General features: G+C 72.8%; 27 protein-coding genes and 2 tRNA genes. 16 read left to right on the top strand and 13 right to left on the bottom strand.

Features of this window, described 5'->3' with window-relative positions; all coding sequences use genetic code 11:
* Window positions 1–19: 19 nt before the first annotated feature.
* From IEX69_RS15240 to IEX69_RS15250, 3 genes are all read right to left on the bottom strand, one after another.
* On the bottom strand, window positions 20–622 hold the full coding sequence (locus IEX69_RS15240) for a TetR/AcrR family transcriptional regulator (RefSeq protein ID WP_085018340.1): 603 nt from the start codon (window positions 620–622) through the stop codon (window positions 20–22).
* A gap of 86 nt (window positions 623–708) precedes the next feature.
* Window positions 709–1,458, bottom strand: a complete 750-nt coding sequence (locus tag IEX69_RS15245; protein ID WP_085018342.1) for an SDR family NAD(P)-dependent oxidoreductase — start codon at window positions 1,456–1,458, stop codon at window positions 709–711.
* A 145-nt stretch (window positions 1,459–1,603) separates the two neighbouring features.
* Window positions 1,604–1,996 carry a winged helix-turn-helix transcriptional regulator gene (locus tag IEX69_RS15250; RefSeq protein ID WP_085018344.1) on the bottom strand — a complete coding sequence of 131 codons (393 nt, stop codon included), beginning with the start codon at window positions 1,994–1,996 and terminating at the stop codon, window positions 1,604–1,606.
* Window positions 1,997–2,159: 163 nt separating this feature from the next.
* Here IEX69_RS15250 and IEX69_RS15255 point away from each other — a divergent pair, with 163 nt between their 5' ends.
* A complete protein-coding gene (locus tag IEX69_RS15255) occupies window positions 2,160–2,738 on the top strand; it encodes an NADPH-dependent FMN reductase (protein WP_085018346.1) in 579 nt (192 codons plus the stop codon).
* An 82-nt stretch (window positions 2,739–2,820) separates the two neighbouring features.
* Here IEX69_RS15255 and IEX69_RS15260 read toward each other — a convergent pair whose 3' ends face one another.
* The 3 genes from IEX69_RS15260 to IEX69_RS15270 all read right to left on the bottom strand — a co-directional run bounded on the left by IEX69_RS15260 (window position 2,821) and on the right by IEX69_RS15270 (window position 6,215).
* On the bottom strand, window positions 2,821–4,260 hold the full coding sequence (locus IEX69_RS15260) for a maltokinase N-terminal cap-like domain-containing protein (protein ID WP_085018348.1): 1,440 nt from the start codon (window positions 4,258–4,260) through the stop codon (window positions 2,821–2,823).
* Between the two features lie 63 nt (window positions 4,261–4,323).
* Window positions 4,324–5,076, bottom strand: coding sequence for a LysR family transcriptional regulator substrate-binding protein (locus tag IEX69_RS15265; protein WP_217348665.1), 753 nt, complete (start codon window positions 5,074–5,076; stop codon window positions 4,324–4,326).
* Complete coding sequence (locus tag IEX69_RS15270) at window positions 5,073–6,215, bottom strand: diacylglycerol/lipid kinase family protein (RefSeq protein WP_229756378.1); 1,143 nt, start codon at window positions 6,213–6,215, stop codon at window positions 5,073–5,075. Before IEX69_RS15270 ends, IEX69_RS15265 begins: the two co-directional genes overlap by 4 nt.
* A 135-nt stretch (window positions 6,216–6,350) precedes the next feature.
* On the opposite strand from IEX69_RS15270, the gene serS reads away from it, so the two are divergent.
* From serS to IEX69_RS15290, 4 genes are all read left to right on the top strand, one after another.
* Window positions 6,351–7,625 (top strand): serine--tRNA ligase, encoded by a 1,275-nt coding sequence (serS, locus tag IEX69_RS15275; protein WP_085018350.1) that lies wholly within the window; start codon window positions 6,351–6,353, stop codon window positions 7,623–7,625.
* A gap of 1 nt (window position 7,626) precedes the next feature.
* Window positions 7,627–8,445: an HAD family hydrolase gene (locus IEX69_RS15280; RefSeq protein WP_217348666.1), complete on the top strand. Its 819-nt coding sequence runs from the start codon at window positions 7,627–7,629 to the stop codon at window positions 8,443–8,445.
* Window positions 8,446–8,714: 269 nt separating this feature from the next.
* Window positions 8,715–8,802: transfer RNA gene (locus IEX69_RS15285), tRNA-Ser, on the top strand.
* Between the two features lie 113 nt (window positions 8,803–8,915).
* Complete coding sequence (locus tag IEX69_RS15290) at window positions 8,916–9,551, top strand: alpha/beta fold hydrolase (protein WP_085018352.1); 636 nt, start codon at window positions 8,916–8,918, stop codon at window positions 9,549–9,551.
* A 369-nt stretch (window positions 9,552–9,920) separates the two neighbouring features.
* Here IEX69_RS15290 and IEX69_RS15295 read toward each other — a convergent pair whose 3' ends face one another.
* The 5 genes from IEX69_RS15295 to IEX69_RS15315 form a co-directional block, all read right to left on the bottom strand.
* Window positions 9,921–10,721, bottom strand: coding sequence for a family 1 encapsulin nanocompartment shell protein (locus IEX69_RS15295; RefSeq protein WP_085018354.1), 801 nt, complete (start codon window positions 10,719–10,721; stop codon window positions 9,921–9,923).
* Complete coding sequence (locus IEX69_RS15300; RefSeq protein ID WP_157127073.1) at window positions 10,718–12,043, bottom strand: Dyp-type peroxidase; 1,326 nt, start codon at window positions 12,041–12,043, stop codon at window positions 10,718–10,720. The genes IEX69_RS15295 and IEX69_RS15300 overlap by 4 nt, the downstream gene beginning before the upstream one ends.
* 84 nt (window positions 12,044–12,127) lie before the next feature.
* A complete protein-coding gene (locus tag IEX69_RS15305) occupies window positions 12,128–13,714 on the bottom strand; it encodes a polysaccharide deacetylase family protein (protein WP_085018356.1) in 1,587 nt (528 codons plus the stop codon).
* Window positions 13,711–14,466 (bottom strand): hypothetical protein, encoded by a 756-nt coding sequence (locus tag IEX69_RS15310; RefSeq protein ID WP_085018357.1) that lies wholly within the window; start codon window positions 14,464–14,466, stop codon window positions 13,711–13,713. The genes IEX69_RS15305 and IEX69_RS15310 overlap by 4 nt, the downstream gene beginning before the upstream one ends.
* Before the next feature lie 1,329 nt (window positions 14,467–15,795).
* Window positions 15,796–16,419: a hypothetical protein gene (locus IEX69_RS15315; RefSeq protein WP_085018359.1), complete on the bottom strand. Its 624-nt coding sequence runs from the start codon at window positions 16,417–16,419 to the stop codon at window positions 15,796–15,798.
* A gap of 190 nt (window positions 16,420–16,609) precedes the next feature.
* Here IEX69_RS15315 and IEX69_RS21115 point away from each other — a divergent pair, with 190 nt between their 5' ends.
* The 9 genes from IEX69_RS21115 to IEX69_RS15360 all read left to right on the top strand — a co-directional run bounded on the left by IEX69_RS21115 (window position 16,610) and on the right by IEX69_RS15360 (window position 24,555).
* The gene (locus IEX69_RS21115) at window positions 16,610–18,028 is read left to right on the top strand and encodes an LCP family protein (RefSeq protein WP_174604391.1); all 1,419 of its coding nucleotides are present in this window, start codon (window positions 16,610–16,612) and stop codon (window positions 18,026–18,028) included.
* 678 nt (window positions 18,029–18,706) lie between these two features.
* Complete coding sequence (locus IEX69_RS15325) at window positions 18,707–19,927, top strand: LCP family protein (protein WP_229756379.1); 1,221 nt, start codon at window positions 18,707–18,709, stop codon at window positions 19,925–19,927.
* A 52-nt stretch (window positions 19,928–19,979) separates the two neighbouring features.
* Window positions 19,980–20,070, top strand: a tRNA-Ser gene (locus IEX69_RS15330).
* 213 nt (window positions 20,071–20,283) lie between these two features.
* A complete protein-coding gene (locus IEX69_RS15335; protein WP_085018363.1) occupies window positions 20,284–21,564 on the top strand; it encodes a DUF445 domain-containing protein in 1,281 nt (426 codons plus the stop codon).
* Between the two features lie 60 nt (window positions 21,565–21,624).
* Window positions 21,625–22,086: a helix-turn-helix domain-containing protein gene (locus IEX69_RS15340; RefSeq protein ID WP_085018365.1), complete on the top strand. Its 462-nt coding sequence runs from the start codon at window positions 21,625–21,627 to the stop codon at window positions 22,084–22,086.
* On the top strand, window positions 22,083–22,430 hold the full coding sequence (locus IEX69_RS15345) for a HepT-like ribonuclease domain-containing protein (RefSeq protein ID WP_157127075.1): 348 nt from the start codon (window positions 22,083–22,085) through the stop codon (window positions 22,428–22,430). The genes IEX69_RS15340 and IEX69_RS15345 overlap by 4 nt, the downstream gene beginning before the upstream one ends.
* Before the next feature lie 75 nt (window positions 22,431–22,505).
* A complete protein-coding gene (locus IEX69_RS15350; RefSeq protein WP_085018366.1) occupies window positions 22,506–23,090 on the top strand; it encodes a DUF998 domain-containing protein in 585 nt (194 codons plus the stop codon).
* Window positions 23,087–23,884, top strand: coding sequence for a BPL-N domain-containing protein (locus IEX69_RS15355; protein ID WP_217348667.1), 798 nt, complete (start codon window positions 23,087–23,089; stop codon window positions 23,882–23,884). Before IEX69_RS15350 ends, IEX69_RS15355 begins: the two co-directional genes overlap by 4 nt.
* A 494-nt stretch (window positions 23,885–24,378) precedes the next feature.
* Window positions 24,379–24,555, top strand: a complete 177-nt coding sequence (locus tag IEX69_RS15360; RefSeq protein WP_157127076.1) for a hypothetical protein — start codon at window positions 24,379–24,381, stop codon at window positions 24,553–24,555.
* A 31-nt stretch (window positions 24,556–24,586) separates the two neighbouring features.
* Here the strand turns inward: IEX69_RS15360 and IEX69_RS15365 are convergent, their stop codons facing one another.
* Both IEX69_RS15365 and IEX69_RS15370 read right to left on the bottom strand, forming a co-directional pair.
* A complete protein-coding gene (locus IEX69_RS15365; RefSeq protein ID WP_085018368.1) occupies window positions 24,587–25,432 on the bottom strand; it encodes a hypothetical protein in 846 nt (281 codons plus the stop codon).
* A gap of 44 nt (window positions 25,433–25,476) precedes the next feature.
* On the bottom strand, window positions 25,477–25,626 hold the full coding sequence (locus IEX69_RS15370) for a hypothetical protein (RefSeq protein ID WP_157127077.1): 150 nt from the start codon (window positions 25,624–25,626) through the stop codon (window positions 25,477–25,479).
* A 69-nt stretch (window positions 25,627–25,695) separates the two neighbouring features.
* On the opposite strand from IEX69_RS15370, the gene IEX69_RS15375 reads away from it, so the two are divergent.
* Entirely contained in the window at window positions 25,696–25,941 is a 246-nt protein-coding gene (locus IEX69_RS15375) for a ribbon-helix-helix domain-containing protein (protein WP_085018370.1), read from the top strand.
* The gene (locus IEX69_RS15380; RefSeq protein ID WP_085018371.1) at window positions 25,938–26,258 is read left to right on the top strand and encodes a type II toxin-antitoxin system RelE/ParE family toxin; all 321 of its coding nucleotides are present in this window, start codon (window positions 25,938–25,940) and stop codon (window positions 26,256–26,258) included. The genes IEX69_RS15375 and IEX69_RS15380 overlap by 4 nt, the downstream gene beginning before the upstream one ends.
* The last annotated feature ends 7 nt before the right edge of the window (window positions 26,259–26,265 follow it).

A 26,265-nucleotide genomic window follows, 5' to 3' on the forward strand; every position in this document is an offset into this window, starting at 1 on the left:
GCCGCGAGAGATCGGATGTCTAGGGGGTCGGCGTGCCGGGAAAGGCTCGGAGGGCCCGCTCGGCGACTCGGTGGAGCGCGTCCCTGGGCGCGCCGGCCGCCGCCTGCACGGCCAGGCCCGCCGAGACCGTGTTGAGGTACTTCGCGAGGTCGGCGGGGTCCTCGTCCGAGGCGAGGTCGCCCACCGCCCGCGCGCGAGCGAAGCGCTCGGCCAGCCTCGCCTCTCCGCCGGACCGTCGGTCGGCGAGGAACCGCACGATCTCGGCATCCTCCGGCCCCGCCGCGAGCCCGCCCTGGATCGACAGGCACCCGGGCGGACGACCCGGGGTCGTGACCGCCTCGACGTTGTCGAACAGGAAGCGCCGCGCCACCTCGAGGGCGGTCGGCTCGGCCAGGGCCTCGGTGACGTAAGCCATGTCGATCTCCGCGTAGCGGTCGACCGCCCGCTTGAAGGTCTCCTCCTTGTTGCCGAACGCGGCGTAGAGGCTCGGCCGGCTGACGCCCATCGCCTCGGTGAGGTCGGTCAGGCTGGTCCCGCCGTATCCCTGGCGCCAGAAGACCTCGATCGCGCGATCGAGCGCCTCCTCGACGTCGAACTCGCGGGGCCGTCCTCGCGTGGCCATCTGACCTCCTCGCTGATCCGTCGAATCTAGCGCCGGATGCAGTGGGTCGGGTCGTCCGCCGTGGCCACGCGAGGACGTCGGCATCGTCAGATCTGGCTGGCCCCGCCGTCCACGTACAGCTCGGCGCCTGTGACGTAGGAGCTGCGCGGGGACGCGAGGTAGAGGACCGCGTCGGCGATCTCCTCAGGCGTCCCGAGTCGACGCATGGGCACGCCCGATGCGAGGCCTCCGAGGAGCGCCTCGGCCTGCTCCGGCTCGGCGGCGAGGCCGCTCAGGCCGGGGGTGGCGATGGGCCCGGGGGCGACGGCGTTCACGCGGATGCCGCGGTCGACCAGCTCGGCGGCCCAGCTGCGGGCGAAGCTGCGGATCGCGGCCTTCGACGCGGCGTACACGCTGAAGGATGCGCTGCCCTTCACATCGATGTTCGACGAGGTGAGGACCACGGCCGCACCCGGGTTGAGGTGAGGGAGCGCCTTCTGGACGGTGAACACCGTCCCGCCGACGTTCGACTCGAACGTCGTGGTGAAGTGCTCCCACGTGATCTCCTCGAGCGCGGCGAACTCGCCTCCGCCCGCGTTCGCGAACACGACGTCCAGTCCGGTGCCGCGCTCGGCGACGGCGGCGTAGACCCGGTCGAGGTCGTCCAGGCTCGAGACGTCGCCCTGCACGGTGGTCACGCGGTCGCCGAGCTCCCGCTTCACGTCGTCGAGCTTCCCGGCGCTGCGTCCTGTCACCACGACGTGCGCACCCTCCGTGACGAAGCGCCGCACCACCGCCAGTCCGATGCCCGAGGTGCCGCCCGTCACGAGCGCCGTCTTGCCGTCGAGGTCTGCCATGGTCCATCCCATCTATTTATGTACCGAGCGGTACGTTATGACGGGCTCAACACGACGGGTCGAGGCGCTATTCCCCGGAGGCGGGTGTCGCAGGCGCGCCTCCGACGCCGAGGCCGCCGTGGCGACGCTGCCGCGGCAGGGACGCTCAGCGGTCGAAGTCGTCCCGGTGTGCAGCGACCTCCTCGCGGTGCGTGTTCGACCACTGGATCAGGGCGGCGAGCGGCTCGAGGAGCGTGCGGCCGAGCGGGGTCAGCGCGTACTCGACGCGCGGTGGGACCTCCGCGTACGCAGTGCGGGTGAGCATCCCGTCGCGCTGGAGGCATCGGAGGGTCTGGGTGAGCATCCGGTGGGAGATGCCCTCGATGCGAGTGAGGAGCTCGGTGAAGCGCGCCGGTCCGTCGCGCAGCTGCGCCACGACCACGAGCGTCCAGCGGTCGCCGACCCGGGTCAGCATCTCGCGCGTGAACGTGCGCTCCTCGGCGGCGCAGTGCCCGAGGATGACGGGGTCGAGCGGGTTCGTCGCGGTGTCCTGCGTCATCTCGCGATACGTCCTTCCACGTGCCTGACGCACGGCAAAGTGCGCGTGCCTCCGCGGGAAGGATCCGCCCCGCGGGCCGTTGAGCACTATCGGCAACCATCGCCGGGAGCCGTGTCTTCCCGACGGGCGGATGCGCTCGCCGGCCCACGAGACAAGGAACCCCATGACCAGGATCGCCATCATCCTCGGCAGCACCCGACCCGGCCGGAACGGCGAGGCCGTCGCCCGCTGGGTGCTCGAGAACGCCCAGGCGCGAGGCACCGCCGAGTACGAGCTAGTCGATCTCGCCGACTACCCCCTGCCGCACCTCGACGAGGCCGTGCCCGCCTCCCGCGGACAGTACGCCGGCGAGCACACCAAGAACTGGGCGGCGACGATCGCCCGCTTCGACGGGTACGTCTTCGTCACGCCCGAGTACAACCACAGCACCTCGGGTGTGCTGAAGAACGCGATCGACTACCTCTACGCCGAGTGGAACAACAAGGCCGGGGCCGTGGTGAGCTACGGAGGAGTGGGCGGGGCCCGCGCGGCCGAGCACCTGCGCCTCATCATGGGCGAGCTGCAGATCGCCGACGTGCGCGGTCAGGTCGCGCTGTCGCTGATCAACGACTTCCGCGACTTCTCCGTGTTCGAGCCGCTGCCCTTCCAGGCGGCGCAGCTCGCCACGATGCTCGACCAGCTCGAGTCGTGGTCCGGCGCCCTCCGCACGGTCCGCGAGCCCGCCGAGGTCGCCGGCGCCTGACGCTCGTCACGGAATACGGTGAAGCGCCCCTCTCTTCGGCGAGCTTCACCGTATTCCGTGATGAAGGACGAGCGATGGACCCTCAGCGGGCGCGGTGGGCGAGCGTGCGCACGGCGGTGGCGGGGATCGGGAGCCACGTCGGGCGGTTCTGCGCCTCGTAGCTGACCTCGTAGAGGGCCTTGTCGAGCTCGAGCGCGTCGAGCAGCACCTGTTGCGTGCGCAGGTCCAGACCGGAGCGCGCGGCGTACCCCTCGAGGAAGGCCGCGCGCGCCTCGTCCGCCCAGGCACGCGCCGCCTCGGACTGCTCGGCCGTGGCCTGCTCGGCGCTCGAGATCGAGCCGGCGACGTAATCGAAGGAGCGCAGCATCCCCGCGACGTCGCGCAGGGCGAGGTCGGGCTCGCTGCGCTCCGCGATCGGGCGCAGCGGCTCCCCCTCGAAGTCGAGCACCACCCAGCCGCGGCCCGGCACGGCGAGCACCTGACCGAGGTGGTAGTCGCCGTGGATGCGCTGCAGCTCGGGCCACGCGGCGTCCTCGGCGGCGCGCTGCACCGCCGCGACGGCATCCCGCTCCCCGGCGAGGGCGGGCGCGTCCGCGAACGCCTGCGCCGCGCGGGTGCGCATGCTCGTGAGCACCGCCTCGACGTCCGAGGCGGACGCTCGCCGGGTGTCGAACAGGCGCGCCAGCTCGACGTGGATCGCGGCCGTCGCCTCGCCCAGCGCCGAGGCGGCGTCGCGGAACGACTCGCCGTGCTCGGCGGCGCGCAGCGCCACGCGCCAGGCGTCCTCGACGTCGGGGATGAACTCCTGCGCGAAGGCGAGGCTGCCCTCGACGCGGGAGGCGGTCGCCGGATCGGCCCACGCACCCTCGACATGGCCGATCGTCCGCGGCACGAAGCGGGAGCCCGCATCCGACAGCGCCGACTGGATGACGACGTCGGGGTTGTCGCCGGGCGAGAGGGCGCGGAAGACCTTGCAGATGACCGGCGTCGCGGGCTTCCCGTTGGGGTGCACCGTCTCGATGATGATCGACGTGTTCGACTGCTCTCCGCGCAGGACGTGCGAGCCGACCACCCGCACGGCGGTGTCGACGTGCCCGTGGCGTCCGACCGCGGAGGTCCGGCCGTCGGACGGGGCGGGAGACCCGCCCTCGGCGGGCTCGACGTCGCCGGCACGACCCCCGGTGAGGATCATCGTGAGGAGAGCGCGCGCGAACGCCGGATCGTGGGGCCCGTCGTAGACCGAGACCCCGTCGGGCAGCTGCTCCACGAGGGCGTCCTCGCCGCCCAGGAGAGGCGCCGTCCGCGCCGTGAGCGGCACCTGGTAGAGCACGTCGGTCGTCGCGTCGTGGACCAGATGCACCTCGATGGCCACCTGGTGCTTCGGGTCGGGGAGCACCCAGACGCCGACGCGGGTCAGGGCAGGGTTGGATGCGGTGGCCCGGAACCATCTGCGGGTCCGCATCCAGTCGGTGAACGCGCCGGAGAGCGCGTCGGATCGGAAGGCGGTCGCCGGGACGCTCATGGCCCGAAACCTACGCCGGGCGGTCGCCGCGCGGAAGGCGTGTCGGAGGATCGCAGGGAAAGTTCACCGACGACCGCGGCGCGGCCGGGACGGCCCGCCGCGCGAAGGACGGGCCTGGCGTCCGCCCTGCCCGCCGCCGGACAGCCCTTTCGAGCCGCCGGACGCGCTCGAGGATCGCGGGGAGGCGGACGCCGAGCCGCTTCCGCCGGACTTCGCCGAGCCCCGCCCGCCGGACCTCGCGGAGCCGCGCTCGGGGGACGAGGCCGCCGGCTCGCCGCCGCGGGACGACGCCGAGGTGCGGCCGCGGACGATCCCGACGAAGGCGTCGACGCGCTCGCGCTGCTCGTCCGTGAGGTCGACCGGCCAGACGAGCGCGATCCTGGTGGGCTCCGCGTCCGTGACGGGGCGCACCACGACGTCGCGTCGTCCGTAGAGGCGGGCGACGGGCTGCGGCACGATCACGAGGCCGCCGCCGTGGGCGACGAGCTCGATCGCGCCCTCCTCCTCGCCCGACGCCACGGGCCGCACGTCCTCGTCGACGAGGTCGGCGAGCGCGACCTCGTCGACCGCCTCGATCACGTGCTCGCGCGGCGCGACCACCACGGCGGGCTCCTCCCAGAGCGGGATGGCGTGCAGCCCGTCGCGGTCGAGCGGAAGGCGGGCGAAGCAGACGTCCGCCTCGCCGGCGAGCACGACCGCGCGCTGGTCGTCGACCCTGACGGACGCGGTCTCGATCGGCTCCGACATCCGCTCCCGCCAGATCCGCACCCACTTCGTCGGCGTCACGCCGGGCACGAAGGCGACCCGGAACGTCACGCCGGCTCCGGTGCCGAGGAGGGAACGCCGTCCGCCGCGACCGCCTCGGACGCCGCGAGGGCCGCGGACGCCGTGGATGCCGTGGATGCCGCGACGGCCGCGGGCTCCGCCTGAGCGGACGCCGTCGGGGACGCCGGCACGCGCACGGCGAGCGCCCCGGGGTCGATCCAGATGTGCAGCGCCACGGCGAGGCCGAAGTCGTCGCCGTCGAGCTGGATCTCCTCGGGCTCGTCGAGCCGGACGGCCATGTCGTGACCGCGACGGTAGGTCACCGACCGCACGTCGTGGGTGAGGTCGATGATCCGGCGGCCCACGGCCGACTTGCGGAGGACGCCGTTCTCGAAGGTGAGCTTGTTCCAGACCTTCAGCCAGCCGAACCAGCCCTCGGGCCGGAAGGCGACGATGTCGAGGATGCCGTCGTCGGGCCTGGCGTCGGGGATGAGGAGGATGCCGCCCGGGAGCGAGCCGCAGTTGCCGACGATCACGGTGTGGGCGCTGAACGACCGCCACGCCGACCCGTCCAGCTGCGCCTTCACCTTCACCGGCTTCACGCTGGGCAGGGCGCGGATGCCGCCGTCGACGTAGGCGAGCCAGCCCAGCCGCTTCTTCAGAGAGCTGCGGGTGTTGGCGATCATCTTCGCGTCGATGCCGAGCCCTGCCATGACCAGGAACACGTTCTGCTCGTGCGACCGGTCCTCGCGGGTGATGTCGATCATGCCGAGGTCGATGCGATGGTCGTCGCCCGTGAAGACCGTGGTGACCGCCTGCTCGAGGTTCGTGAGCGTCATCCCGAGGTTCCGCGCGAGGAGGTTGCCCGTGCCGACGGGGAGCAGGCCGATCGGCACGCCGGTGCCTCGGAGCCCCTCCGCGACGGCGCGTACCGTCCCGTCGCCGCCCGCGGCCATCACCACCGCCGCGCCGTCGGCGACCGCACGGCGGGCGACCTCGTGGCCGGCGTCCTCGAGCGTGGTCTCGTACCAGAGCGTCTCGCCCCAGCCCGCGGCCCGCTCCGCGGCCGCGACCACGGTGCGCAGGCGCTTCGCGTCGATCTTCACGGGGTTCACGACCACGGCGGCGCGCGGGAGGGGCTCGGGCGCCTCGTCGTGAGGCGCGCCCCCCTCGCCCATGACCAGGTCCACATGCCCAAGCTAGCGCCTCTCCTCTCGCCATGCGGAGGTGGTTCCGCCACATCGGTCGGCGTGGCGGAACCACGTGAGCATGGCGGAAGCGCGCTCCGGGTGGGCGGGGGCGGGGTGGTCGGTAGGATCGAGTGCGTGATCGATCCCGTCCTGCTGCGCGAGAACCCCGATGTCGTCAAGCGGTCTCAGGCGGCCCGCGGCTCCAGTACCGAGCTGGTCGACACGGCCCTGGCCGCCGATGGCGAGCGTCGTGCCGCCATCTCGGAGTACGAGTCGCTGCGCGCCGAGCAGAACGCGTTCGGCAAGACCGTCGCCGCCGCTCCCAAGGAGGAGAAGCAGGCGCTCGTCGCCCAGGCGCAGCAGCTGGCCGCGAGCGTGAAGGCCGCGCAGCAGAGGGCGACGGATGCGGAGGCCGCGTTCACCGCATCCGCCCGCCGCATCCAGAACATCGTCGTCGACGGCGTGCCCGAGGGCGGGGAGGACGACTTCGTCACCCTCCGCGAGGTGGGGACGAAGCCCACGTTCGACTTCACGCCGCGCGACCACGTCGAGCTGGGCGAGATGCTCGGCGCGTTCGACCTGCAGCGCGGGGCGAAGGTGTCGGGGGCGCGCTTCTACTACCTCACGGGCATCGGGGCGCGGCTCGAGCTGGCGCTGATGAACCTCGCGCTCGACCGCGCGATCGAGGGCGGCTTCGTGCCGATGATCACGCCGACGCTGGTCCGCCCCGAGACGATGGAGGGCACCGGCTTCCTCAACGAGCACGCCGACGAGATCTACTACCTGCCCGCCGACGAGCTCTACCTCACGGGCACGAGCGAGGTGGCCCTGGCCGGGTTCCACCGCGACGAGATCCTCGACCTGTCGGACGGGCCGCTGCGCTACGCCGGCTGGTCGACGTGCTATCGCCGCGAAGCGGGGTCGCACGGCAAGGACACCCGCGGCATCCTCCGGGTGCACCAGTTCAACAAGCTCGAGATGTTCTCGTACGTGCTGCCGGAGCAGGCGGAGGCCGAGCACGAGCGCCTCCTCTCCTTCGAGGAGGGGATGCTGGGCGACCTGGGCCTGCCCTACCGCGTGATCGACGTGGCCTCGGGCGACCTCGGGTCGAGCGCGGCCCGCAAGTTCGACACCGAGGCGTGGGTGCCCACGCAGGAGACGTACCGGGAGCTCACCTCCACGTCGAACTGCACCACGTACCAGGCGCGGCGTCTCGACATCCGCTACCGCACCGAGTCGGGCAAGACCGCCCCGGTCGCCACCCTCAACGGCACCCTCGCCACCACCCGCTGGATCGTCGCGCTGCTCGAGAACCACCAGCGGCCCGACGGCAGCGTCGTCGTGCCGCCGGTGCTGCGCCCCTACCTCGGCGGGCTCGAGGTCATCGAGCCGAAGCGGGCGGCGTCCTAGGGTGGCCGCCGATCCTGCTCCCTCGCCCTGGCTGGTCGCGCTCGACATCGACGGCACGCTGCTGCACGAGGACGGCACGCTGTCCGACATCGTCGGCGCCGAGGTCAGGCGGGTGGATGCGCTGGGGAACCAGGTCATGCTCGCCACCGGCCGCTCGGTCGACACCACGCTCCCCGTGCTCGACCGGCTCGGCATCGCCCCCGAGTACGTGGTGTGCTCGAACGGCGCGATCACGCTGAAGCGCGACACGTCGGCCCCGCTCGGGTACCGGCGCGAGCACGTCGAGACGTTCGATCCGGGTCCGGTGCTGAACCGCATCCGCACCCACCTCGCCGAGGCGCTGTTCGCGGTCGAGGATGCGGAGGGGAACTTCTTCTGCACCGAGGCCTTCCCCGACAGCGTGCTCGGGCGCTCGTACCACGTGGTGCCGTTCTCGGAGCTCGCCGCGGTCGTCGCGACGCGCGTCGTGGTGATCTCGCCCGGGCACGACATGGAGGACTTCCTCGACGTCGTCGAGCGGATGGGCCTGCACAAGGTGTCGTACTCCATCGGATGGACGGCCTGGCTCGACATCGCCCCCGACGGCGTCAACAAGGCGACCGGGCTCGAGCGGGTGCGGTCGTGGCTCGACATCCCGCGCACGCGGGTCTGCGTGATCGGCGACGGCCGCAACGACATCGAGATGTTCCAGTGGGCCGCCGCCGGAGGCGGGCGTGCCGTGGTGATGGCGCAGGCGCCCGAGGACGTGCTCGCCGTGGGCACCGAGACCACCGCGTCGATCGACGACGACGGCGTCGCCGCCGCCCTCTCCGCGCTCTGAGGTGCGCCCGGGCGCGCTCTGACGCGCGCGCTCGCGCGCTTGCGCTGTGCGCGGAGCTGGGTCCCGCTCGGTGCTGGGCTAACTCCGGAGATTCGGGCGCTCTGGAGGTAACTCCGGACTTGTGGCGGCGTGTCCGCGCGAGAGTCCGGAGTTGGCTCCCATGCGGAGGTACCGCATCCGGGGCGCGGAGGTACCGCATCCCGGGCGCGCCTCGGCCGAAGGGCGGGGACGGTAGGATCGGGACGTCGTCGCGCGGAGCGCGGCGGCGAGGAGGGCTGTCCGAGCGGCCGATGGAGCCAGTCTTGAAAACTGGTGAGGTGAGAGCCTCCGTGGGTTCGAATCCCACGCCCTCCGCCAAGGCGCCACCGCTCGAGCACCGATCCGCCGCAAGCGGCACCCTCAGGGCAGGCGGATGCCCGCATCCGGTGCGCTGACGACGGCCGCGGCAACCGACTCCGTAGGGTGGACACGTGGTGGAGCTGCTGTGGGAGGGGCCCGAGGACGGCCCCGTGCTCGTGCTCGCCCACGGGGCCGGCGCCCCGATGGACTCCGACTGGATGGACCGCGTCTGCGCGCTGCTGGCCGAGCCCGCCCGCGGAGTGCGTACTGCGCGCTTCGAGTTCGCGTACATGGCCGCGCGGCGGGAAGGGAGCCGCAAGCCCCCGCCCCGCGCCGACACCCTCCTCGCCGAGTACCGCGCCGTGGTCGACCAGGTGACGGATGCGGTGGGCGGCCCGGTCGCGATCGGCGGCAAGTCGATGGGCGGCCGGGTGGCCAGCATGGTCGCCGACGACCTCCACCGCGCGGGTCTCGTCTCAGCCCTGGTGTGCCTCGGGTACCCGTTCCACCCTCCCGGGAAGCCGGAGAGGCTGCGCACCGACCACCTCGCGCACCTCGAGACGCCGACCCTGATCTGCCAGGGCACGCGCGACCCGTTCGGCACGGTCGACGAGGTGCCGGGCTACGACCTCTCGCCGAGCATCCGGGTGCAGTGGATCGACGACGGCGAGCACGAACTCAAGCCCCGCCCGCGCGTCAGCGGCCGCTCCCACGCCGAGAACCTCGCCGAGGCGGCTGACGCCGTCGCCTCCTTCCTCCGCGCCTGACTACCCGCGCACCCGCGCCGCCCGTCCGCTGCGCGTGGCAGGTGCTGCTCGTGGTGCACCGGTGCCGCGTCCGCCTGCTGCACGCGTGCCGCGGGCTCTGCGTGGCGTACGGGCCCCTCGCGCCCGTCCGTTTTCAGGAGCTGCGGCCCTTCTCAGGGCGATGCGTCCTGAGAACGGGCGGATGCGCGCGTTCCTCCTGAATACGGCCGCCCGGTGACCGAGCGGTACGTCCCACGCCCACGCCTGCCTACGCACCCGCGCCGCCCGCACTGCGCCGCAGCACCGGCAACCGCCCCGCCCGCACCGCGCACCCGCGCCACCCGCACCGCGCACAGCGCGCCGCCCGCACCGCGCGCGGCGCGGGGCGGATCACACGAAGGCGACGGCGGCCTCGGGGGTGGCGACGCGGAAGGAGAACGTCTCCTCGAGGTACAGGGTGACCGCATCCGCGGTGTGGTGCGCGTAGCCGAGGGAGACGTCCTCGCCCACGTCGAGCACGAAGTCGCCGCCGCGGAGGCTCACCACGACTGCGCCGTCGATGCCGGGGACCCATTCCACCGGTCCGTCGAGGATGCGGCGCAGGTGCTCGATGAGCGGAGTGCCGCCCGAGTCGCTGCCGCCCTCCACGTTGACCCAGGCGTCGGAGTCGAGCGCGATCCCGTAGGGGCCGCCGATGCCGGAGCGTTTCAGCTGTTCGGTCGCCGCGGCGACCTGCTGGGCGAAGCGGGTGGGGTCGTCCTCGCGCACGAGCGTCGCGGTGGGGATCGCGGGGATGATGCCGCCGAACCCGGCCGCCTCCCAGCCGTTGAAGACGGCGGAGTTCTCGACGGTGGCGAGTCGGGCGGCGGCCTCGTCGAGCGCGGTGAGGTCGACGTCGATCGCGCCGCGGGCGGCGGCATCGAGCTCGGACCGCGAGAGCGTGAACTCCGCGCGCACCTCCGCCAGCGGGAGGACCACGCGGCTGCGCGCGATCACGGCCGTCGCGGGGGAGTCGACCACGCCGCCGACGCGTCCGAGCGAGGTCGAGGAGTGCTCCCAGCCGTGCGGGCCGTCGAAGTCGACCAGCTTGCGGGCGCCGAGCATGGGGGACAGGCGGGTGCGGGCCTCGTCGTCGAGCATCGCCCAGGTGTCGGGCGTGATGGGCGCGAGCTCGCGGAAGAGGTGGTTCATGGCGTAGTCCTCTCGGGAGGCAGGGGCGGACGGAGCGAGCCGAGACCGAGCGACGAATCGCCCGCAGGAGCAGGAGCAGGAGCAGGGGCGGATGCGGATGGAGCGGCGGATGCGGCCGGGCCGGCGGATGCGGGCGCTTCGGCGGAACCGGCGGACGTCACCGGTGCCACGGACCCGCTCGACGCGCCCGGCGGCACCGGTGCCACGGACCCGCTCGACGCGTCCGGCGCGCTCGGCGTGACCGACCCGTCCGGCGCGCTCGACCCGCCCGCCGTCCCCGGCGCGCCGGGCGCGACCACCCCGCCCGACGCGTCTCCTGCTCCCGCAGGGCCAGCCGCGGGAGGGTCGTCGTCGAGCGCCGCGAGCAGCCCCGCCGACGGCGCGAAGAACGCGGACCCGGTGCGCGCGACCGAGAAGTCGAGGAGGCGATCGTGCAGTCCCGGGGGGTCTCCCACGAACATCCGCTCCAGCATCCGCTCGATCACCCACAGCTGGCGCGAGTAGCCGATGAAGTACGTGCCGAACTCGCCGGAGGCGGGGCTCCCGAAGGGCATGTTGTCGCGGAGGATGTCGTGCTCCTCGCCGGCGTCGTCGACGATCGTGGTGAGCGTCTTGTGCGACTTCTGCCCCTCGACGGCGTCGTCGAGCTCGACGTTGTCGGCCTTCCGGCGGCCGATCACCGCCTCCTGCTGCTCGGTGGTGAGCGCGTTCCAGGTCTCGATCGGATGCGCGTACCGCTGCACGACGACGTAGCTGCCGCCGGCGTAGTCCGGATCCTCGTCGCCGACCAGCGTGGCCTCGGGCAGTGCGAGCCCGACGGGGTTGGCGGTCCCGTCGACGAAGCCGAGCAGGTCGCGGGCGTCGAAGTAGCGGAAGCCGACGGTCTCGTCGACGACCGACACCGCCGAGCCGAGCTGCTCGAGCAGCAGCCGCTCGAACTCGAAGCAGAGGTCGCGGCGATCCGAGCGGATGTGGAAGAGCAGGTCGCCGGGGGTCGAGGGCGCCGTGTGCACCGCGCCCTGCACGACGCGGAAGGGGTGGAGCTCGGTGGGAAGGGGGCGCCGCACGAGCCCCGGCCACACCCGTGCGCCGATCGCAACGGTGCAGGTGAACGCCGCGCCGAGGTCGCGGAACGCGACGGTCTTCGCGAGCTCGTCCAGGTCGGCCAGAGCGGAGCGGACGGTGTCGAGCGCCGCGGAGTCGTCGGCGACCGAGAGCACGAGGAACACCGCGGACCCGGTGAGCGGGGCGTCCACGCTCTGCGCTTCGATCGGCACCCGCCGGTCGCCTCCCGAGCCCAGCGATCCCGTCGATCCCGCCATCTCAACCTCCCCGGAGGAGTCTAGGGGAGGGGGTCGAACGCACCGCAAGGGCGGGGAGTGACCCGCGGAGGGCCACCACGGGGCTCAGCCGCGCGTGGTCGTCGTGTGCGCGGCGGGCGTGCCGCCGAGCAGCTGCTGCACCGTGACGAGGGTGAAGCCGCGTCCCTGGAGCCCGTCGACGATCGGGGGCACCATGCGTGCGGTGTTCTCGTGCACGTCGTGACAGAGCACGATCGATCCGGGACGCGCCGCGGTGACCGCCTGGTCGAGGAGCGTCGCGTCGTCGGGGAGCTGCCAGTCGTTCGTGTCGATCGACCACAGGATCGCGGGCAGCGACGTCTGCGCCAGCACCCGGTCGTCGTAGGCCCCGTAGGGCGGCCGGAACGTGGTGGGGGCATGCCCGACGGTCGAGCGGATCGCCGAGCTGGTGCGATCGAGCTGGTCCTTGATCTCCGGATCGGTCAGCTTCGTCAGGTCGGGATGGTTCCAGGTGTGGTTGCCGACCTGGTGCCCCTCGTCGTCCATCCGGGTCACCGCCTCCGGATACCGGCCCACGTTGACGCCCTGGAGGAAGAACGTGGCCGCGGCCCGCCGCGCATCCAGGTCGTCGAGGACCTGGGCCGTGTACGGCCCTGGTCCGTCGTCGAACGTCAAGGCCATACAGGCGAAGAACGAGCAGTCGACCTGCTCCTGCCCGCGGAAGGGCGCGGGCGGCAGGACGAGCGGCGCAGCGGACGCGAGTGCAGCCTGCACCTGCGCTCCCTCCGGCGTGAGCATCGCTGTGGCGTCCGCCGCGGGCACCGTCACCACGAGCGGAGAGGGTCGCGGCACCGAGGCCAGATCGTCGAGCTCGGGCAGGGTGAGGCCGTCCGGGACCGTGACCACGAGCGACCCGTCCGCGGTGAACGCCGCTCGCGAGAACCATGCCGCGAGCTGCTCCGGCGTGAACCCCGCCGGGTCGGTCTTCATCCGCGGCTCGATCGCCCCGGCCGCGACCTTGAGCGACTCGACGATGTCCGTCAGCAGGGCCCGCCGACCGTCGTCGGTGATCAGCTGGTCGCTGGTGATGAGGAAGCCGCCCGAGGTCTCGGCGTAGTAGGTGGTCGTGACGTCCGAGGCGACCTGCCCGCCGGTGGCGGTGAGGATGCGCAGCGACTCCACGAGCAACGGCCCGGATGCGGCGAGCACCTCGCACGCGACCGTGACGGTCGGACCGCCCCCGGGCGGCGTGAACGCGGGATCGGCGAGGAGCTCGGCGGCGGGACGCGTCGTGCTGCCCTGCACGCACCCGCGCGCCTCGGGGGAGAGCGCCGGGGCGTCGGCGGCGGGACGGTAGGGCACACCGGTCGCCGCGGCCTGGGCGGCGATCGCTGCGGAGACCCGGCCGCGGAGCTCGGCGGTGAGCGGCGAGTCGCCCGGGATCTCGGCCCACCGCGCGGCCACGCCGGAGGCGGGGTCGGCGTTGTACAGCAGGCGGACGTCGAGGCCGGAGGCCACGGCGTCGGCGGCGGTCGCCAGGGTGTCGGACAGGGCGACCGCCGCCGCTGCCGCGGGGCGCGGCGCCCAGCCCGGGGTGGTCTCCACGCTGCCGCAGGCGGCCAGCGTCAGCGCTGCCGCCGCCGCGATCAGCGCGGTGATCCCCGCGCGGGTCCGACGCCGCCGCGCGCTCACGGAGCGCTCCCGCCGGTCGCGGGGCTTTGGCTCGAGGGGCTCGCCGGGGTCGGGCCCACGGCGTCGGCGTCGGGGTCGGGGTCGCCGAAGCGTGCGGAGGTGACGAGGTCGGCGGTGACGGTGCGGTAGAGGTCCGCTGCGTCGGCGGACACCGACCCTGTCAGGACGAGCCGCGCATCCGCATCGCCGGGCGCGCCAGGCGGGGGAGAGACCACGGCGACGGTGACCGCGTCCTCGCCGTCCTGGACCGTCGTGTAGCGCACCGAGCATCCGGAGTCGAGCGACTCGCGGCTCCAGGCCGCGGTCGCGAGGCCGTCGAGGTGGTCGGTGGAGGCCCCCGGGGTGGCGTCGGAGTCGGCGCCGGCGTCGGTGATCTCGAGGCGTGCGCGGTACGCGCCGTCGGGCGACACCAGCACGGCGCTGTCGGCGGGGAGGAACGGTCCGACGCCGATCGGCGTCCATCCCGCCGAGACCTCGACGGACGCGGAGGCGGGTGCGCTCGATCCGGCCGCGGTCCCGGTGCTCCCGTCGGTCGGCTCGTCGGCGGTCACGACGATGGTCGTGGCGGAGGCGATCGGGTCGCCCGGGACGGTGGCGAGCCACGGCGGCACGAGGAACCAGCCCACCCCCGCGGCGATCCCCAGCACGAGGGCGGACACGCCGGCGATCACGACACCCGTGCGCAGGCGCGAGCGCCGTCGCGCCCCGTGCTCCAGTGCCTCTCGGGTCGAGGTCGTGCTGTCCCGTTCCATGCCCCGCGGCCCCCTCCGCGGACGCCCGCCGCACCGCCTCCGTCGGTGAGGCCGTCTGCCCCGGGATGCGTGCCGAGCGTCACCTTCACGGTAGCGTCGGCCCTCCCGCGGCGACAGCTGCCGCGCCGCCGCCCCGGTCCCCCCTTTCGGGTGGGGGCTCCCGTGTCGTGGGGGTCCGATGCGGCCTGTGTCTCCGGGCTCTCCTCCACGGATCTGACACTCGTGGTGGCTTCTTGAGCGCCGAGCCCGCCACGAGTGTCATCTCCGGGGTGGGCGGGCCGTTCGGCATGGCTCGCTCAGCGTGTTCCGTCCTCGTCGGACGTGAGTGTCACGTCCCGGAATCCCATCCGTGGATCTGACACTCGTGGTGGCTTCTCGGCCGAGGAGCCCGCCACGACTGTCATATCCGTGACGCGACCGGTCCTGCTGGAGGCGATCCGCCCGGGTCGGACCTGCCGGGAGGACGCGAGCGTCAGGTCGCGGGCCCCGGCGGCGGATCTGACACTCGTGGTGGCTTCTCGGGCGCGGAGCCCGCCACGACTGTCATATCCGCGACGCGGTCGGCCCGCTCGGTGTGATCCGCACTCGGAGGACGTGCAGGGAGGTTGTGAGCGTCAGGTCGCGGGATCCCGGCGGCGGATCTGACACTCGTGGTGGCTTTCTGGGCGCGGAGCCCGCCACGACTGTCATATCCGCGACGCGGTCGGCCCGCTCGAGGCGATCCGCACTCGGAGGACGTGCAGGGAGGGCATGAGCGTCACGTCGCGGGATCCCTGCGGCGGATCTGACACTCGTGGTGGCTTCTCGGGCGCGGAGCCCGCCACGACTGTCACATCCGCGATGCGAGCGGTCCTGCTGGAGGCGATCCGCCCACGCGGACCTGCCGGGAGGGCATGAGCGTCACGTCGCGGGATCCCTGCGGCGGATCTGACACTCGTGGTGGCTTCTCGGCCGAGGAGCCCGCCACGACTGTCACATCCGTGATGCGACCGGTCCTGCTCGAGGCGATCCGCTCGGGTCGGACCTGCTGGGAGGACGTGAGCGTGAGGTCGGGGGACTCCGGCGGCGGATCTGGCACTCGTGGTGGCTTTCTGGGCGCGGAGCCCGCCACGACTGTCACATCCGTGACGCGACCGGTCCTGCTCGAGGCGATCCGCTCGGGTCGGACCTGCTGGGAGGACGTGAGCGTGAGGTCGGGGGACTCCGGCGGCGGATCTGACGCTCGTGGTGGCTTTCTGGGCGCGGAGCCCGCCACGACTGTCACATCCGCCTCCGCACGCGCGCAGCCGCGCGCGCAAAAGCGCCCGCGCCCGGGAGTGAGGGCGCGGGTCAGCTGCGGGGGCGGACGGCGAGGTCGCCGAGGTCGAACGCGACCTCGCGCATCCGCTCGGCCCGCGCCTCGGCGTAGCCGGGGTCGTCGGCGATCGACGCGGCGCGCGCGAGGCGCGACCGCACGACGCCGCCGAGCTCGTCCCACGCGCGTCCGCGCGACTCCTCGATGAGGGACGAGAGGAATCCCTCGTCCTCGCGCTGCGCCGCGAACCGCTCGGCGACGGAGTCGTTGACGAGCGCGCGGAGCTCGAGCGCCTCGACGTCGAGCTGCCCGTAGTCGTGCTCGCTCATCGCGCGGCCGTGCGCGAGCTTGGCCCGCCGGAGGGCCTTCCGGGCGACCCGCGCAGAATCCTGCTGCTCGGCGACGACGCGGTCGAGCTCCTGCTGGGCGAGGTCGATGGCGTGTTCGGCGGAGTAGGGCTCCCCGTCGCGCAGCGCGCTCACGATCAGCCGGTTCTTCAGCGCCAGCACGAGGGCGTGGTGGATCATCCGCACGCCGTCTTCGATCGCGTCCTCGGCGGCCTTGAGGTGCGGGGGCTCGACCTCGCGGTCGCTCCCCGCCCACCGCTGAGCCGAGCGCTTCCGGCGCTTCGGCTCCTTGTCCTTGCCGTCCTTCGCCATGCCGCTCAGCTCCGCACCGAGGAGGCCCGCTCGCGACGGTGCGAGGCGGTGCGGGGGACGAACAGGAGCATGCTTCCACGATACGAACCGACGGCGGTGGGCGCGACTCCTCGCAACTCCCAGCTTCATGCGTCAGAATGCTCTTTTCGTCGTTCCGGTCACCCGAGGCCGGAGCACGAGAGGACCAGCCGTGACCGACCCGTTCGACCCCACGGCCGGATCACGCGACGCCGTCCCACGACGCAGGACCTTCTCGGCACGGACCACACGAGCCGAGGTGCGGCGGCCGACGCGCATCCGGCCCGTCGCCCGCCATGGGCGCCAGCACGCGACCCGTCGCTGGCTCGTCGTGATGCGCTGGCTCGGCCTGGCCGCGGCCATCCTGGGCGTCAGCGCCGTCACCGTGGCGGCATACGCCACCTGGTCGATCTCGAGCCGCATCCAGACCGTCGAGCTGGCCGACGCGTCGACCGGCGCGGATGCGGGCACCGCCGCCGACGCGGACGGCCCCATCCGCGGCAGCGTCAACCTCCTCCTCGTCGGCAGCGACACCCGCGAGGGCCAGAGCCCCGACTTCGGCGACACCCAGGGCAGCCTCGGCGACGCGACGATGCTCGTGCACATCTCCGCCGACAGGACGAACGCCACCGTCGTCAGCTTCCCGCGCGACCTCGTCGTGCCCGTCCCCGCCTGTCCCTCGCCCTCGGGCGGCACCTTCGACCCGCTCGACGCGCAGCCGCTCAACATGACCCTCTCGTACGGCGGCCTCCCCTGCACGGTGCTCACGGTCGAGCGGCTCACCGGGCTCGACATCCCCTACGCTGCGGAGGTGCGCTTCGACGGCGTCGTCGAGATGTCGAACGCGCTCGGCGGCGTCCCGGTGTGCGTGGCGCAGCCGATCGACGACGACCTCACGGGCATCCACCTCGGTGCCGGACTCCACGAGCTGCAGGGGATGGACGCGCTGCAGTTCCTGCGCACCCGCAGCGGTGTCGGGGACGGCAGCGAGGCGGGGCGCATCAGCTCGCAGCAGGTGTTCCTCGCCTCGCTCCTGCGCACCATCAAGTCGGATGCGGCGCTCGGCGACGTCGGGACCATGTACGCGCTGGCCAGCGCGGCGTCGCAGAACATGGTGCTGTCGACGAGCCTTGCGTCGCCCGAGCGCCTCGCCTCGATCGGCACGGCCCTCCGCGAGGTCGACCTCGGCAGCGTGGTCTTCGCGGGCTATCCCGGCGTCCCGTCCGACGAGGGCGACTTCGCGGGAATGCCGCGACCCGACTACGCCGACGCGGCCGTCCTGATCGGAGCGATCGGCGCGGACCAGCCCGTCGCCGTCCCGGCCGTGGGTGTGGCGGCCGCGCCCGACACCTCCGGGGTGGTGCCGACGCCGTCCCCGTCCGGCTCGAGCGCGTCGGACTCCGGCGAGCCCGACTCCGGCGACCCGTCCACCGCGACCGGCGGGTCCGCCGCCACAGGGTCCGCCGCCCCCGGGTCCTCCGCCCCCGGGTCGGGGAGTGCCGCCGCCGGTGCCGTCACCGTCCTCCCACCCACGATCACGGGGCAGTCGGCCGCCGCCCCGACCTGCACCGTCGGCAACGCCGGCCGCTGAGCCCACCGGCCGCCGCCGCCCCGCGTGCCGGTGCCGCCTGCCGGTGTGCCGCGTGCGTTGTGCCGCTGCCCAAGGTGCCGCTGCGCCGCGTGCCGCTGTCCCGCCTGCCGCGTGCCGCTGTCCCGCCTGCCGCGTGCCGCCGCCCCGGGTGCCGCTCCCCGCGAGCCGGCGCGCAGCGCACAGCGTGCCGCTCGCGCCGCGCGCCGGGAGCCGCGCCGCGCCCAGTCGGGCCCTCCACCGCGACGCAGACGCGACCTCGCGCCGCCTCGACACCGGATGCGCGACAGCGCCGCCCTCCACGCCGCGCTTCCGCTCATCCGGTGCCGAAGCGACAGCATCCGCACCCTCCGAACCCGAGGAGCGCGTCGCTCATCACGGAATTCGAGCCATCCCTCCGGAATAGCGCCGGGCTTGCCCGTATCCCGTGACGAGCGACGGGCATCCGCGGTGTCGGCCGCGAACGACCGCCCTCGCCACGCGGATGCGCGCGGATTTCCGCGCGACGGATCCTCGGTTCTGCCAGACTGACCCCCACGGCGGTGGGTGCTCCACCGACGCCAGAGCGCCGAGACCGAGGCGTTCGCGGGGAGACGGGGGACGATCATCAGCGCCAGGAGAAGCTCGCGCGGTCCGCTCGCCCGTCACGGACGCCAGCGCACGTCGCATCCCATCCGCCCGGTGCTGACGTTCCTCGGCGCCGCGCTCGCGGTGGTCGCGGTGAGCACGGTGTCGCTCGCCGCCTACGCCACATGGGACGTCACGCGGTCGGTCACCACGGTGTCGCTCCTGTCCGACCTGCCCGCCGAGGGATCCGACGGCGCGGCCCCCGCGCCGCCGCCGAGCATCGACGCCATCGACGGCGGCGTCAACATGGTGCTCGTCGGCAGCGACACCCGCACGAACCAGGGGGATGCGTACGGCGAGGACGAGGGCGGTGCCCTCAACGACGTGACCATGCTCATCCACATCGCGCAGGACCACAGCAGCGCCACGGTCGTCAGCTTCCCCCGCGACCTCATGGTCGAGCTGCCCGACTGCCCCGACGGCGGCGAGTACACCGCGCCCATCAACGTCGCCCTGTCGCTCGGCGGCCTGCCGTGCGTGGTGCTCACGGTCGAGAGCCTCACGGGGCTCAGCATCCCGTTCGCGGCGATGATCGAGTTCAACGGCGTGATCGAGATGTCGAACGCCCTCGGCGGCGTGCCCGTGTGCGTCGCGGAGGAGATCGACGACCCCTACACGGGCGTCTTCCTCACACCCGGCACGTGGGACCTCAAGGGCGCGGATGCGCTCGGCTTCCTGCGCACCAGGCACGGGGTCGGCGACGGCAGCGACATCGGACGCATCAGCTCGCAGCAGGTGTTCCTGTCGTCGATGATCCGCACCATCAAGTCGGGCTCGACGCTGACCGACGCCACGAAGCTCTACGGACTTGCGAAGGCGGCCGCGTCGAACATGACGCTGTCGGATCGGCTCGCCTCCCCGGACACCATGGTCTCGATCGCGCTCGCGCTGAAGGACATGGACCTCTCGAAGGTCTCGTTCGTCGCGTACCCGAACTCCTACGCCGACTGGGTGCCCGAGGGCAAGGTCGCCCCGGATGAGGACTCCGCCGCCATCCTGTTCGCCGCCCTCGCGGCGGATCAGCCGATCACCCTGACCCAGACCGGCGGTCTCGCATCGACCACCGACCCGAACGCCCCCGTGTCGACCTCGCCACCGGCCACGGATCCGCAGGCTCCTGCCGCGCCGACGGATCCGTCCGTTCCCGTCGACCCGGCGTCCCCGCCCGCGCCTCCGGCTCCGGGCGAGCTGGACGCCTCCGGCGCCGTCGTCCTGCCCGACGACGTGAAGGGCCAGACCGCCGCCGACTACACCTGCTCGATCGGCAACGAGTGACACCGTTCGGCGTCGAGCGCCGTGTCGGCTATGATGGCGGAGGCGAAAGCCGGGAGACGTCGCATAGTTCGGCCTAGTGCACCACCCTGCTAAGGTGGAGTGCCCTTTATTGGGCACCGTGGGTTCAAATCCCACCGTCTCCGCACTCACCCCCTGGTCCCGCGAATCCCCTGGATCAGGGGGTTCGTCGTTCCCCGGGTTCCCCCGTCGCTGCGGGCGAGCACACCCCTCTTTCGCGGCTGAGTCGAGCCGGAAAGCGCTTCTTCTGGGTGCACTCGGCCGTCGAACTCCTCCTCACGCGGGCGCTGGGCGGGCGGGCGTGACTACGGTGGAGTGCGGCGTTCGGGAGGAGCACGATGACCACCACGCGCGACACCCTCCTCGGAGCGGCCGACCTCGAGCGCCGCGCTGCGCTCCGGCGGATGAAGGCGCTCGCGACGGCGCTCCTCGTCATCGCGGCCGTCGTCTTCGCCGTGGCGTTCGCGCTGGAGGACCGGTACGCGTGGCTCGGCTACGTGCGCGCGGCCGCGGAGGGGGCGATGGTGGGCGCGCTCGCCGACTGGTTCGCGGTGACCGCGCTGTTCCGGCATCCGCTGGGTCTCCGGATCCCGCACACCGCGATCATCCCGAGCCGCAAGGACGAGATCGGGGCGAGCCTCGGCGAGTTCGTCGAGCAGAACTTCCTCTCGGACGAGGTGGTGCGCTCGAAGCTCGCGACCTTCAGCGTCGCGGAGCGGGTGGGGGCGTGGCTCTCCGACCCCGCGAACGCCGAGCGGGCGAGCGCCGAGGCCGCGGTCATGGCGCAGGGTGTGCTGCGCTTCCTCAGCGACGACGACGTCGAGCGCCTCATCGAGAGGCTCGCTCGACAGCACCTGTTCGACCGCGAGTGGGCGCCCACGCTCGGTCGTGTGGGGGCCGAGCTCGTCGCCGCGGACCAGCAGCGCGCGGTCGTCGACGCGCTGGTCGACGCGGCCGAGACCTGGCTCGGCGAGCATCCGGATGCGCTGGGCCGCGTCGTCTCCACCCGCCTGCCGCGGTGGGTGCCCGGGTTCCTCGGCGACGCCGCCGACGACCGCGCTCACCGCGAGGTGATCGGGCTGCTGCACGCCGTTCGCGACGACCCGGAGCACCCGCTGCGGACGGCGATCGACGGCTACCTGGTCGACCTCACCGATCGGCTGCAGCACGATCCCGCGATGGCGACCCGGGTCGAGGAGATCAAGGCGGAGTTCCTCGAGAGCCCCCGCCTGCGCTCGTTCGCGGCCCGCTTCTGGGATGCGGTCAAGGCGACGCTCGGAGAGGCGCTGGCTGACCCCTCGAGCGAGCTGCGGTCGGCGGCGAGGTCCGCGCTCGTCGACGTCGGCGTCCGGTTCTCGACCGACCGGGCGCTGGCGACGAAGATCGACGCCTGGATCGCCGATGCCGCCGGATACGCCGTCCAGAAGTACCGGCACGACCTGGCCTCGGTGATCAGCGACACCGTCCAGCGGTGGGATGCACGCGAGACCACGCAGAAGATCGAGCTGCAGGTCGGCCGCGACCTCCAGTTCATTCGCATCAACGGCACGGTCGTCGGCGCGATCGCCGGCGCCGGCATCTACGCCATCGCCACGGGCGTGCACGCCCTCCTCGCCTGACCTGAGGCCGTTGCCGGAGGGTCGGCCGCGCGACGATAGCGCAGCGCTATCATCGTCGGCATGGAGGACCGAACCGGCGGAGAGGCGCTGCGCCAGCGCAGGCTCGAGGTCGCGATGACGCAGCGGGAGCTCGCCGCGCGGTCCGGCGTGCCCCAGCCGAACATCGCGGCGTATGAGACGGGCCGCCGTCGTCCGTCGGCGGAGACGCTCGCGCGACTCGATGAGGTGCTGCTGGTGCCCACGATCGAGCGGCTCCGGATGCTGCGCGACCCGATCCTCCAGATCGCCGAGTCGCGGCGTCTCGAGGACGTCCGGGTCTTCGGATCGGTCGCGCGTGGCGAGACGAGGGCCGGATCCGACGTCGACCTCCTCGTGCATCCGCGACCGGACGCATCGGTCTTCGACCTCGCCGGATTCATGGCGGACGTCTCCGAGCTCCTCTCCGTGCCGGTCGACGTGGTGTCCGACAGGGGCACCGGACCGACCATGGACCGAATCCGCGCCGAGGCCGTCGCCCTGTGAACGACGACCTCGAGCGTGTGCCCGCCCTCCTCGCCGACATCGAGCGTTTCGCCGTGAGCGCCCGTCGGGTGGTCGGGCGCGGCCGCGCGCGTTTCCTCGATCCGGAGGACGACGACCAGCGACGCATCGCGCGCTCGCTGCTGATCGACCTCTCGGCGGCCGCCGACCGGCTGCCCGAGTCGTTCAGGGCCGCGCATCCAGACGTGGACTGGCGCGGGATCCGGGCGGTCCGGAACTTCATCGCCCACGACTACGACGGCACCGACGAGGAGATCCTCTGGCAGGCCCTCGCGGTGCAGTTCCCGCTCGTGACCGCCGCGCTCGGCGCAGCGGACGGGACCTGAGGCGCGCACGCACGGCGGAGGCGGGGGCCCGGACGGGGGATGGGGACGCCGGGTGGCGCCCGATAGGCTCATGGGGTGATCGGGGTGGGGGCTGTGCTGCTGGTCGCGGGAGCGATCGTCGCGCTCGCGAGCCTCGCCGTGCTGCACGTCGTGCCCACGGGCCTGCGTCCCTGGATCGACCCCGTCAGCCAGTACGGGATCACGAGGTTCCGGGCCGGGTACCTCGTCGCGGCGCTCGGCGCGGCGGTCGCCGGCGTCGGCGGCGTGCTCGCCCTCGCGCCGCTGGGCGCGGCCGCGGCCGTGGTGCTGCTGGTCGTGTTCGCGGTGGCGCGGGCCATCATCCCGTTCGTGCCGATGGATGCGCCCGAGGCGCCGCGCACCCGCCGAGGACGAGCGCACAACCTCCTCGCGATCGCCGCCTTCGCCTCCGTCACCGCGGCGGGCTTCCTCGCCGGAGGGGCACTGCACGACGCCGGGTACCCCAATCTCGCGAACCTCAGCACCGGATGCGCGATCGTCATGGCGATCGGATCCGCCGGCGTGATCCTCGGGTTCTTCACCCCGCTGCGGCGCGTGTTCGGCGCCAGCGAGCGCCTCATCTACCTCGGCTTCATCGCCTGGTTCCTGATGCTCGGCTTCGGCCTCTTCGCGGCCGGGTGAGCGCGTCCGTGTCGCTGCGCATCCGGTCGTCCCTGCTGAAGGCACTCGCGGGGGGCGCCGTCGCCTCGGCGCTCCTCCTGGGCACGATGGGATGCGCGGGCTCGGCCCCGAGCCCCACTCCGACCGACTCCCGTCCGCTGGCGCTCGTCTACGACGGCCCACAGGGGTGTCCCGACTGCGCCCCCACCATCGCGAGCATCCTCGAGAGCGGCGACGACCCGTTCCGCGTCGAGTTCGTCGGGCCCGGGACGGAGACCGAGCTGAGCGCAGAGATCCTCGCCGAGGCGCAGCTCTACGTGCAGCCCGGGGGCGGTGACGACCTCGCGACCACCTGGGACGACCTCGCTCCCCAGGCACAGGCCGTCCGCGACTGGGTCGGACGCGGCGGGTCGTACCTCGGGCTCTGCTTCGGCGCCTACCTCGCGGGGCGTGATCCCGGCTTCGACCTCCTCCCCGGTGACGCCTACGGATGGGCGGGCTCGCCCGGCGCGACGGTGCCGGATGCGCGCGACACCGTGGTGCCGCTCACGTGGCGGGGCGAGCAGCGCTGGGTCTACTTCCAGGACGGACCCGGCTTCGACCTCGATGAGGATGCCGACGTCGACGTGCTCGCCACCTACCCGGACGGGGCGCCCGCCGTGCTGGTCGCGCCCTTCGGCGCCGGACACGTGGGAGTCGCGGGCCCGCATCCGGAGGCCGACGAGTCCTGGTACGACGAGGCGGGGCTGACCAACCCGGACGGCTACTCCACCGACCTCATCGAGGACCTCCTCGCCGCCACTCTCGCCCGCTGAACGGGAGACGGGTGGATCCCCGCTCGTGTCGGTCCCGCGCGACGTCACCGGCTGCGTGGCGCCTCCCGCGATCCCGGATCCGACGACGCTCCCGCCTGTGATCTCCGACCCTCTGGAGCCTCCGGGGCCCGTCCCTCCCCTCGAGGGCGACTTCTCGGGCGAGCCGGACATCTGGCCCACGCCACCCCCGACGCCGGTCGAGTTCGAGCCCATCGGGCCGCCGTATCCGCAGCTGATCATCGACCCGCCGCCGCTGCCCGGTTCGGCGTCCAGTTCGTCGGGTTCGTCGGGTTCGTCCGTCTCGTCGGGCGGGTCGTCCTCGGCCGGGGAGGGCACCGCCGGCGCGAGATCGCCCGCGGATATCCCGGCCTCTGACGCTGCTGTTCCCACCTCGGTCCCGACCGCGGCAGGTGCCGTGCCGGACTCCGTCGACACGGACTCGGCTGACACGGCGTCCTCGATTCACGATCCCGCGCCGCAGCAGAGCGCCTCGGGTGTCGTCCTCGTCATCGTCGGCGGCGTGCGCCGTCCTGATGCTCAAGCGCGTCCCTGTGGGGATCCTCTCGTCCCCAGCGGGCGACCGTCTCCGAGCCGGCTGGGTCGACCCGGCCTTCGTCGTCGTGGGCCTCGCCGGCGTCGCCCTCCTCGTGGCCGGCATCATCGTCGGCTGATCCAGCGCGTTCGCTGGTCGTCAGTGGGGGCTCAGGACCACCACGAGAGGAACTCGATCACGTTCGAGATGATCCGGCCGCGGGGGGCGCCCGGATCGGTGGCACGTGTCAGCTGCCACAGCGTCACGCCGTCGGGCCCGATGGTCGTCTGACGCAGACGGGTGGCGCGCCCGAAGAGCACGACGTCCTCGACGGAAGCGGCGGATCCGCTGGAGACGGCGGAATCACCGCGGCGCACGGCCTCCCGACGAGCCCGGAGGTCGGCGAGCAGCGGCGCCGCGGCGGCGGTCGGGCGCTGGATGCGAGTGGGGACGACGATGATCGCCGCGAGCGCGGCGAGGGTCCCGACGGCGGCGGCCCAGGCGATCGCGCTGGGGGCGACCAGGACGATCACCAGCGCCGACAGGATGAGCGCGATGATCGCGACCGGGATCAGCACCCGCGCCGGCCACCGGATGAGGCGACCCGTGAGCCCATTGCGGGCCACGGACTCGCCGACCGTGTCGATCGCGTTCCAGAGCGCAGACCGTCTCTCCGATCCGGACGTGCTGTAGGCATCGAGGATGAGGTGAGCGTCGGCGTCGATGCGACCGACATCGCGGATCCGCAGCTCGGGGATCCGATCCCTCTCAGGACGCCCGACGACGACCGCGTCCTCCGCCTCCAGGGCGACCAGTGCGACGGCCGCAGCCCGTCGCGGCCGTCCGACGAGGATGGCCAGAGCCGCTGCGCTGCGCGGTGATGCCCCGCCCGCGGGCGCCATCCTGCAGCTGCCGGGCGCGGACCACGGCGTGAGCGACCACAGCCGCAGCGAGACGGCGACGACCAGCAGGACGAGCCCCGCACCGAGGCTGCCCAGAGCGAACGCGGTCTCCATCGAGGTGATCCCCCCTGCGTCATCGCGCCGCTGATGGGCGCGGCTCAGTTGCCGTTGGTCAGGATGCCGATGACGCCCGAACCGATGAAGTACAGCGCGACCGCGGCCACCCCGATCCAGATCGCGATGCGCGTGTTCGACGGCCGCCCCTTGTCGTCTCCGGGGCCGCGCTTCGGTTCCAACGGATCGCTCACCCGGCCATGCTACCCGTGGACGGTGGTGGCGTTGATGACAAACCTTGTCATCGACAGTATCGTTGAAGGATGGCGACGATGAACGTGTCCCTGCCCGACTCCCTCAAGGAGTTCGTCGAGGCGCAGGTGAGCGAGCGCGGATACGGCACGAGCAGTGAGTTCGTGCGCGAGCTGATCAGGCGTGAGCAGGCACGTGCCCGGCTCCGCGAACTCGTCATCGACGGCATGGGATCGGGCGAGGGCTCCGAGCTCGACGGCGACTACTTCGATCGGCTTCGTGACCGGGTGCAGGAAGCTCCCGGCCACGCCGCGTGACCGCTCGCCGCGTCGTCTCGACTCGGCGTGCGGACGAGGACATCGTGCGGGCGCTCGAGGGCTACCTCGAGGCTGAGGCCCGGGAGGCTGCGTCCGACCTGATCCAAGCGCTCCAGGATGCGCGCGATCTGCTCTCGATGCACCCTTCACTCGGTTCCGCACGCCACGCAGCCGAGACGGGAATCCTCGAGCTACGGAGCCTGGCGCTCAGACGGTTTCCCTTCATCCTCTTCTACACCGACGATGCCGACGCCGTCCGCATCCACCGGGTCTTGCACTCGAGTCGAGACCTCCCTGCAGAACTGACCGGCGACTGACGACGGC

It is taken from the genome of Cnuibacter physcomitrellae, from assembly GCF_014640535.1.
In the GTDB taxonomy this organism is placed as follows: domain Bacteria; phylum Actinomycetota; class Actinomycetes; order Actinomycetales; family Microbacteriaceae; genus Cnuibacter; species Cnuibacter physcomitrellae.

Coding starts and splice junctions, on each gene's coding strand:
- IEX69_RS15255 (WP_085018346.1), top strand. CDS start 2,160: ATGACCAGGATCGCCATCATCCTCGGCAGCACCCGACCCGGCCGGAAC.
- IEX69_RS15365 (WP_085018368.1), bottom strand. CDS start 25,432: ATGGAGACCGCGTTCGCTCTGGGCAGCCTCGGTGCGGGGCTCGTCCTG.
- IEX69_RS15245 (WP_085018342.1), bottom strand. CDS start 1,458: ATGGCAGACCTCGACGGCAAGACGGCGCTCGTGACGGGCGGCACCTCG.
- IEX69_RS15310 (WP_085018357.1), bottom strand. CDS start 14,466: ATGGAACGGGACAGCACGACCTCGACCCGAGAGGCACTGGAGCACGGG.
- IEX69_RS15300 (WP_157127073.1), bottom strand. CDS start 12,043: ATGGCGGGATCGACGGGATCGCTGGGCTCGGGAGGCGACCGGCGGGTG.
- IEX69_RS15315 (WP_085018359.1), bottom strand. CDS start 16,419: ATGGCGAAGGACGGCAAGGACAAGGAGCCGAAGCGCCGGAAGCGCTCG.
- IEX69_RS15340 (WP_085018365.1), top strand. CDS start 21,625: ATGGAGGACCGAACCGGCGGAGAGGCGCTGCGCCAGCGCAGGCTCGAG.
- IEX69_RS15295 (WP_085018354.1), bottom strand. CDS start 10,721: ATGAACCACCTCTTCCGCGAGCTCGCGCCCATCACGCCCGACACCTGG.
- IEX69_RS15375 (WP_085018370.1), top strand. CDS start 25,696: ATGGCGACGATGAACGTGTCCCTGCCCGACTCCCTCAAGGAGTTCGTC.
- IEX69_RS15250 (WP_085018344.1), bottom strand. CDS start 1,996: ATGACGCAGGACACCGCGACGAACCCGCTCGACCCCGTCATCCTCGGG.
- IEX69_RS15260 (WP_085018348.1), bottom strand. CDS start 4,260: ATGAGCGTCCCGGCGACCGCCTTCCGATCCGACGCGCTCTCCGGCGCG.
- IEX69_RS15240 (WP_085018340.1), bottom strand. CDS start 622: ATGGCCACGCGAGGACGGCCCCGCGAGTTCGACGTCGAGGAGGCGCTC.
- IEX69_RS15335 (WP_085018363.1), top strand. CDS start 20,284: ATGACCACCACGCGCGACACCCTCCTCGGAGCGGCCGACCTCGAGCGC.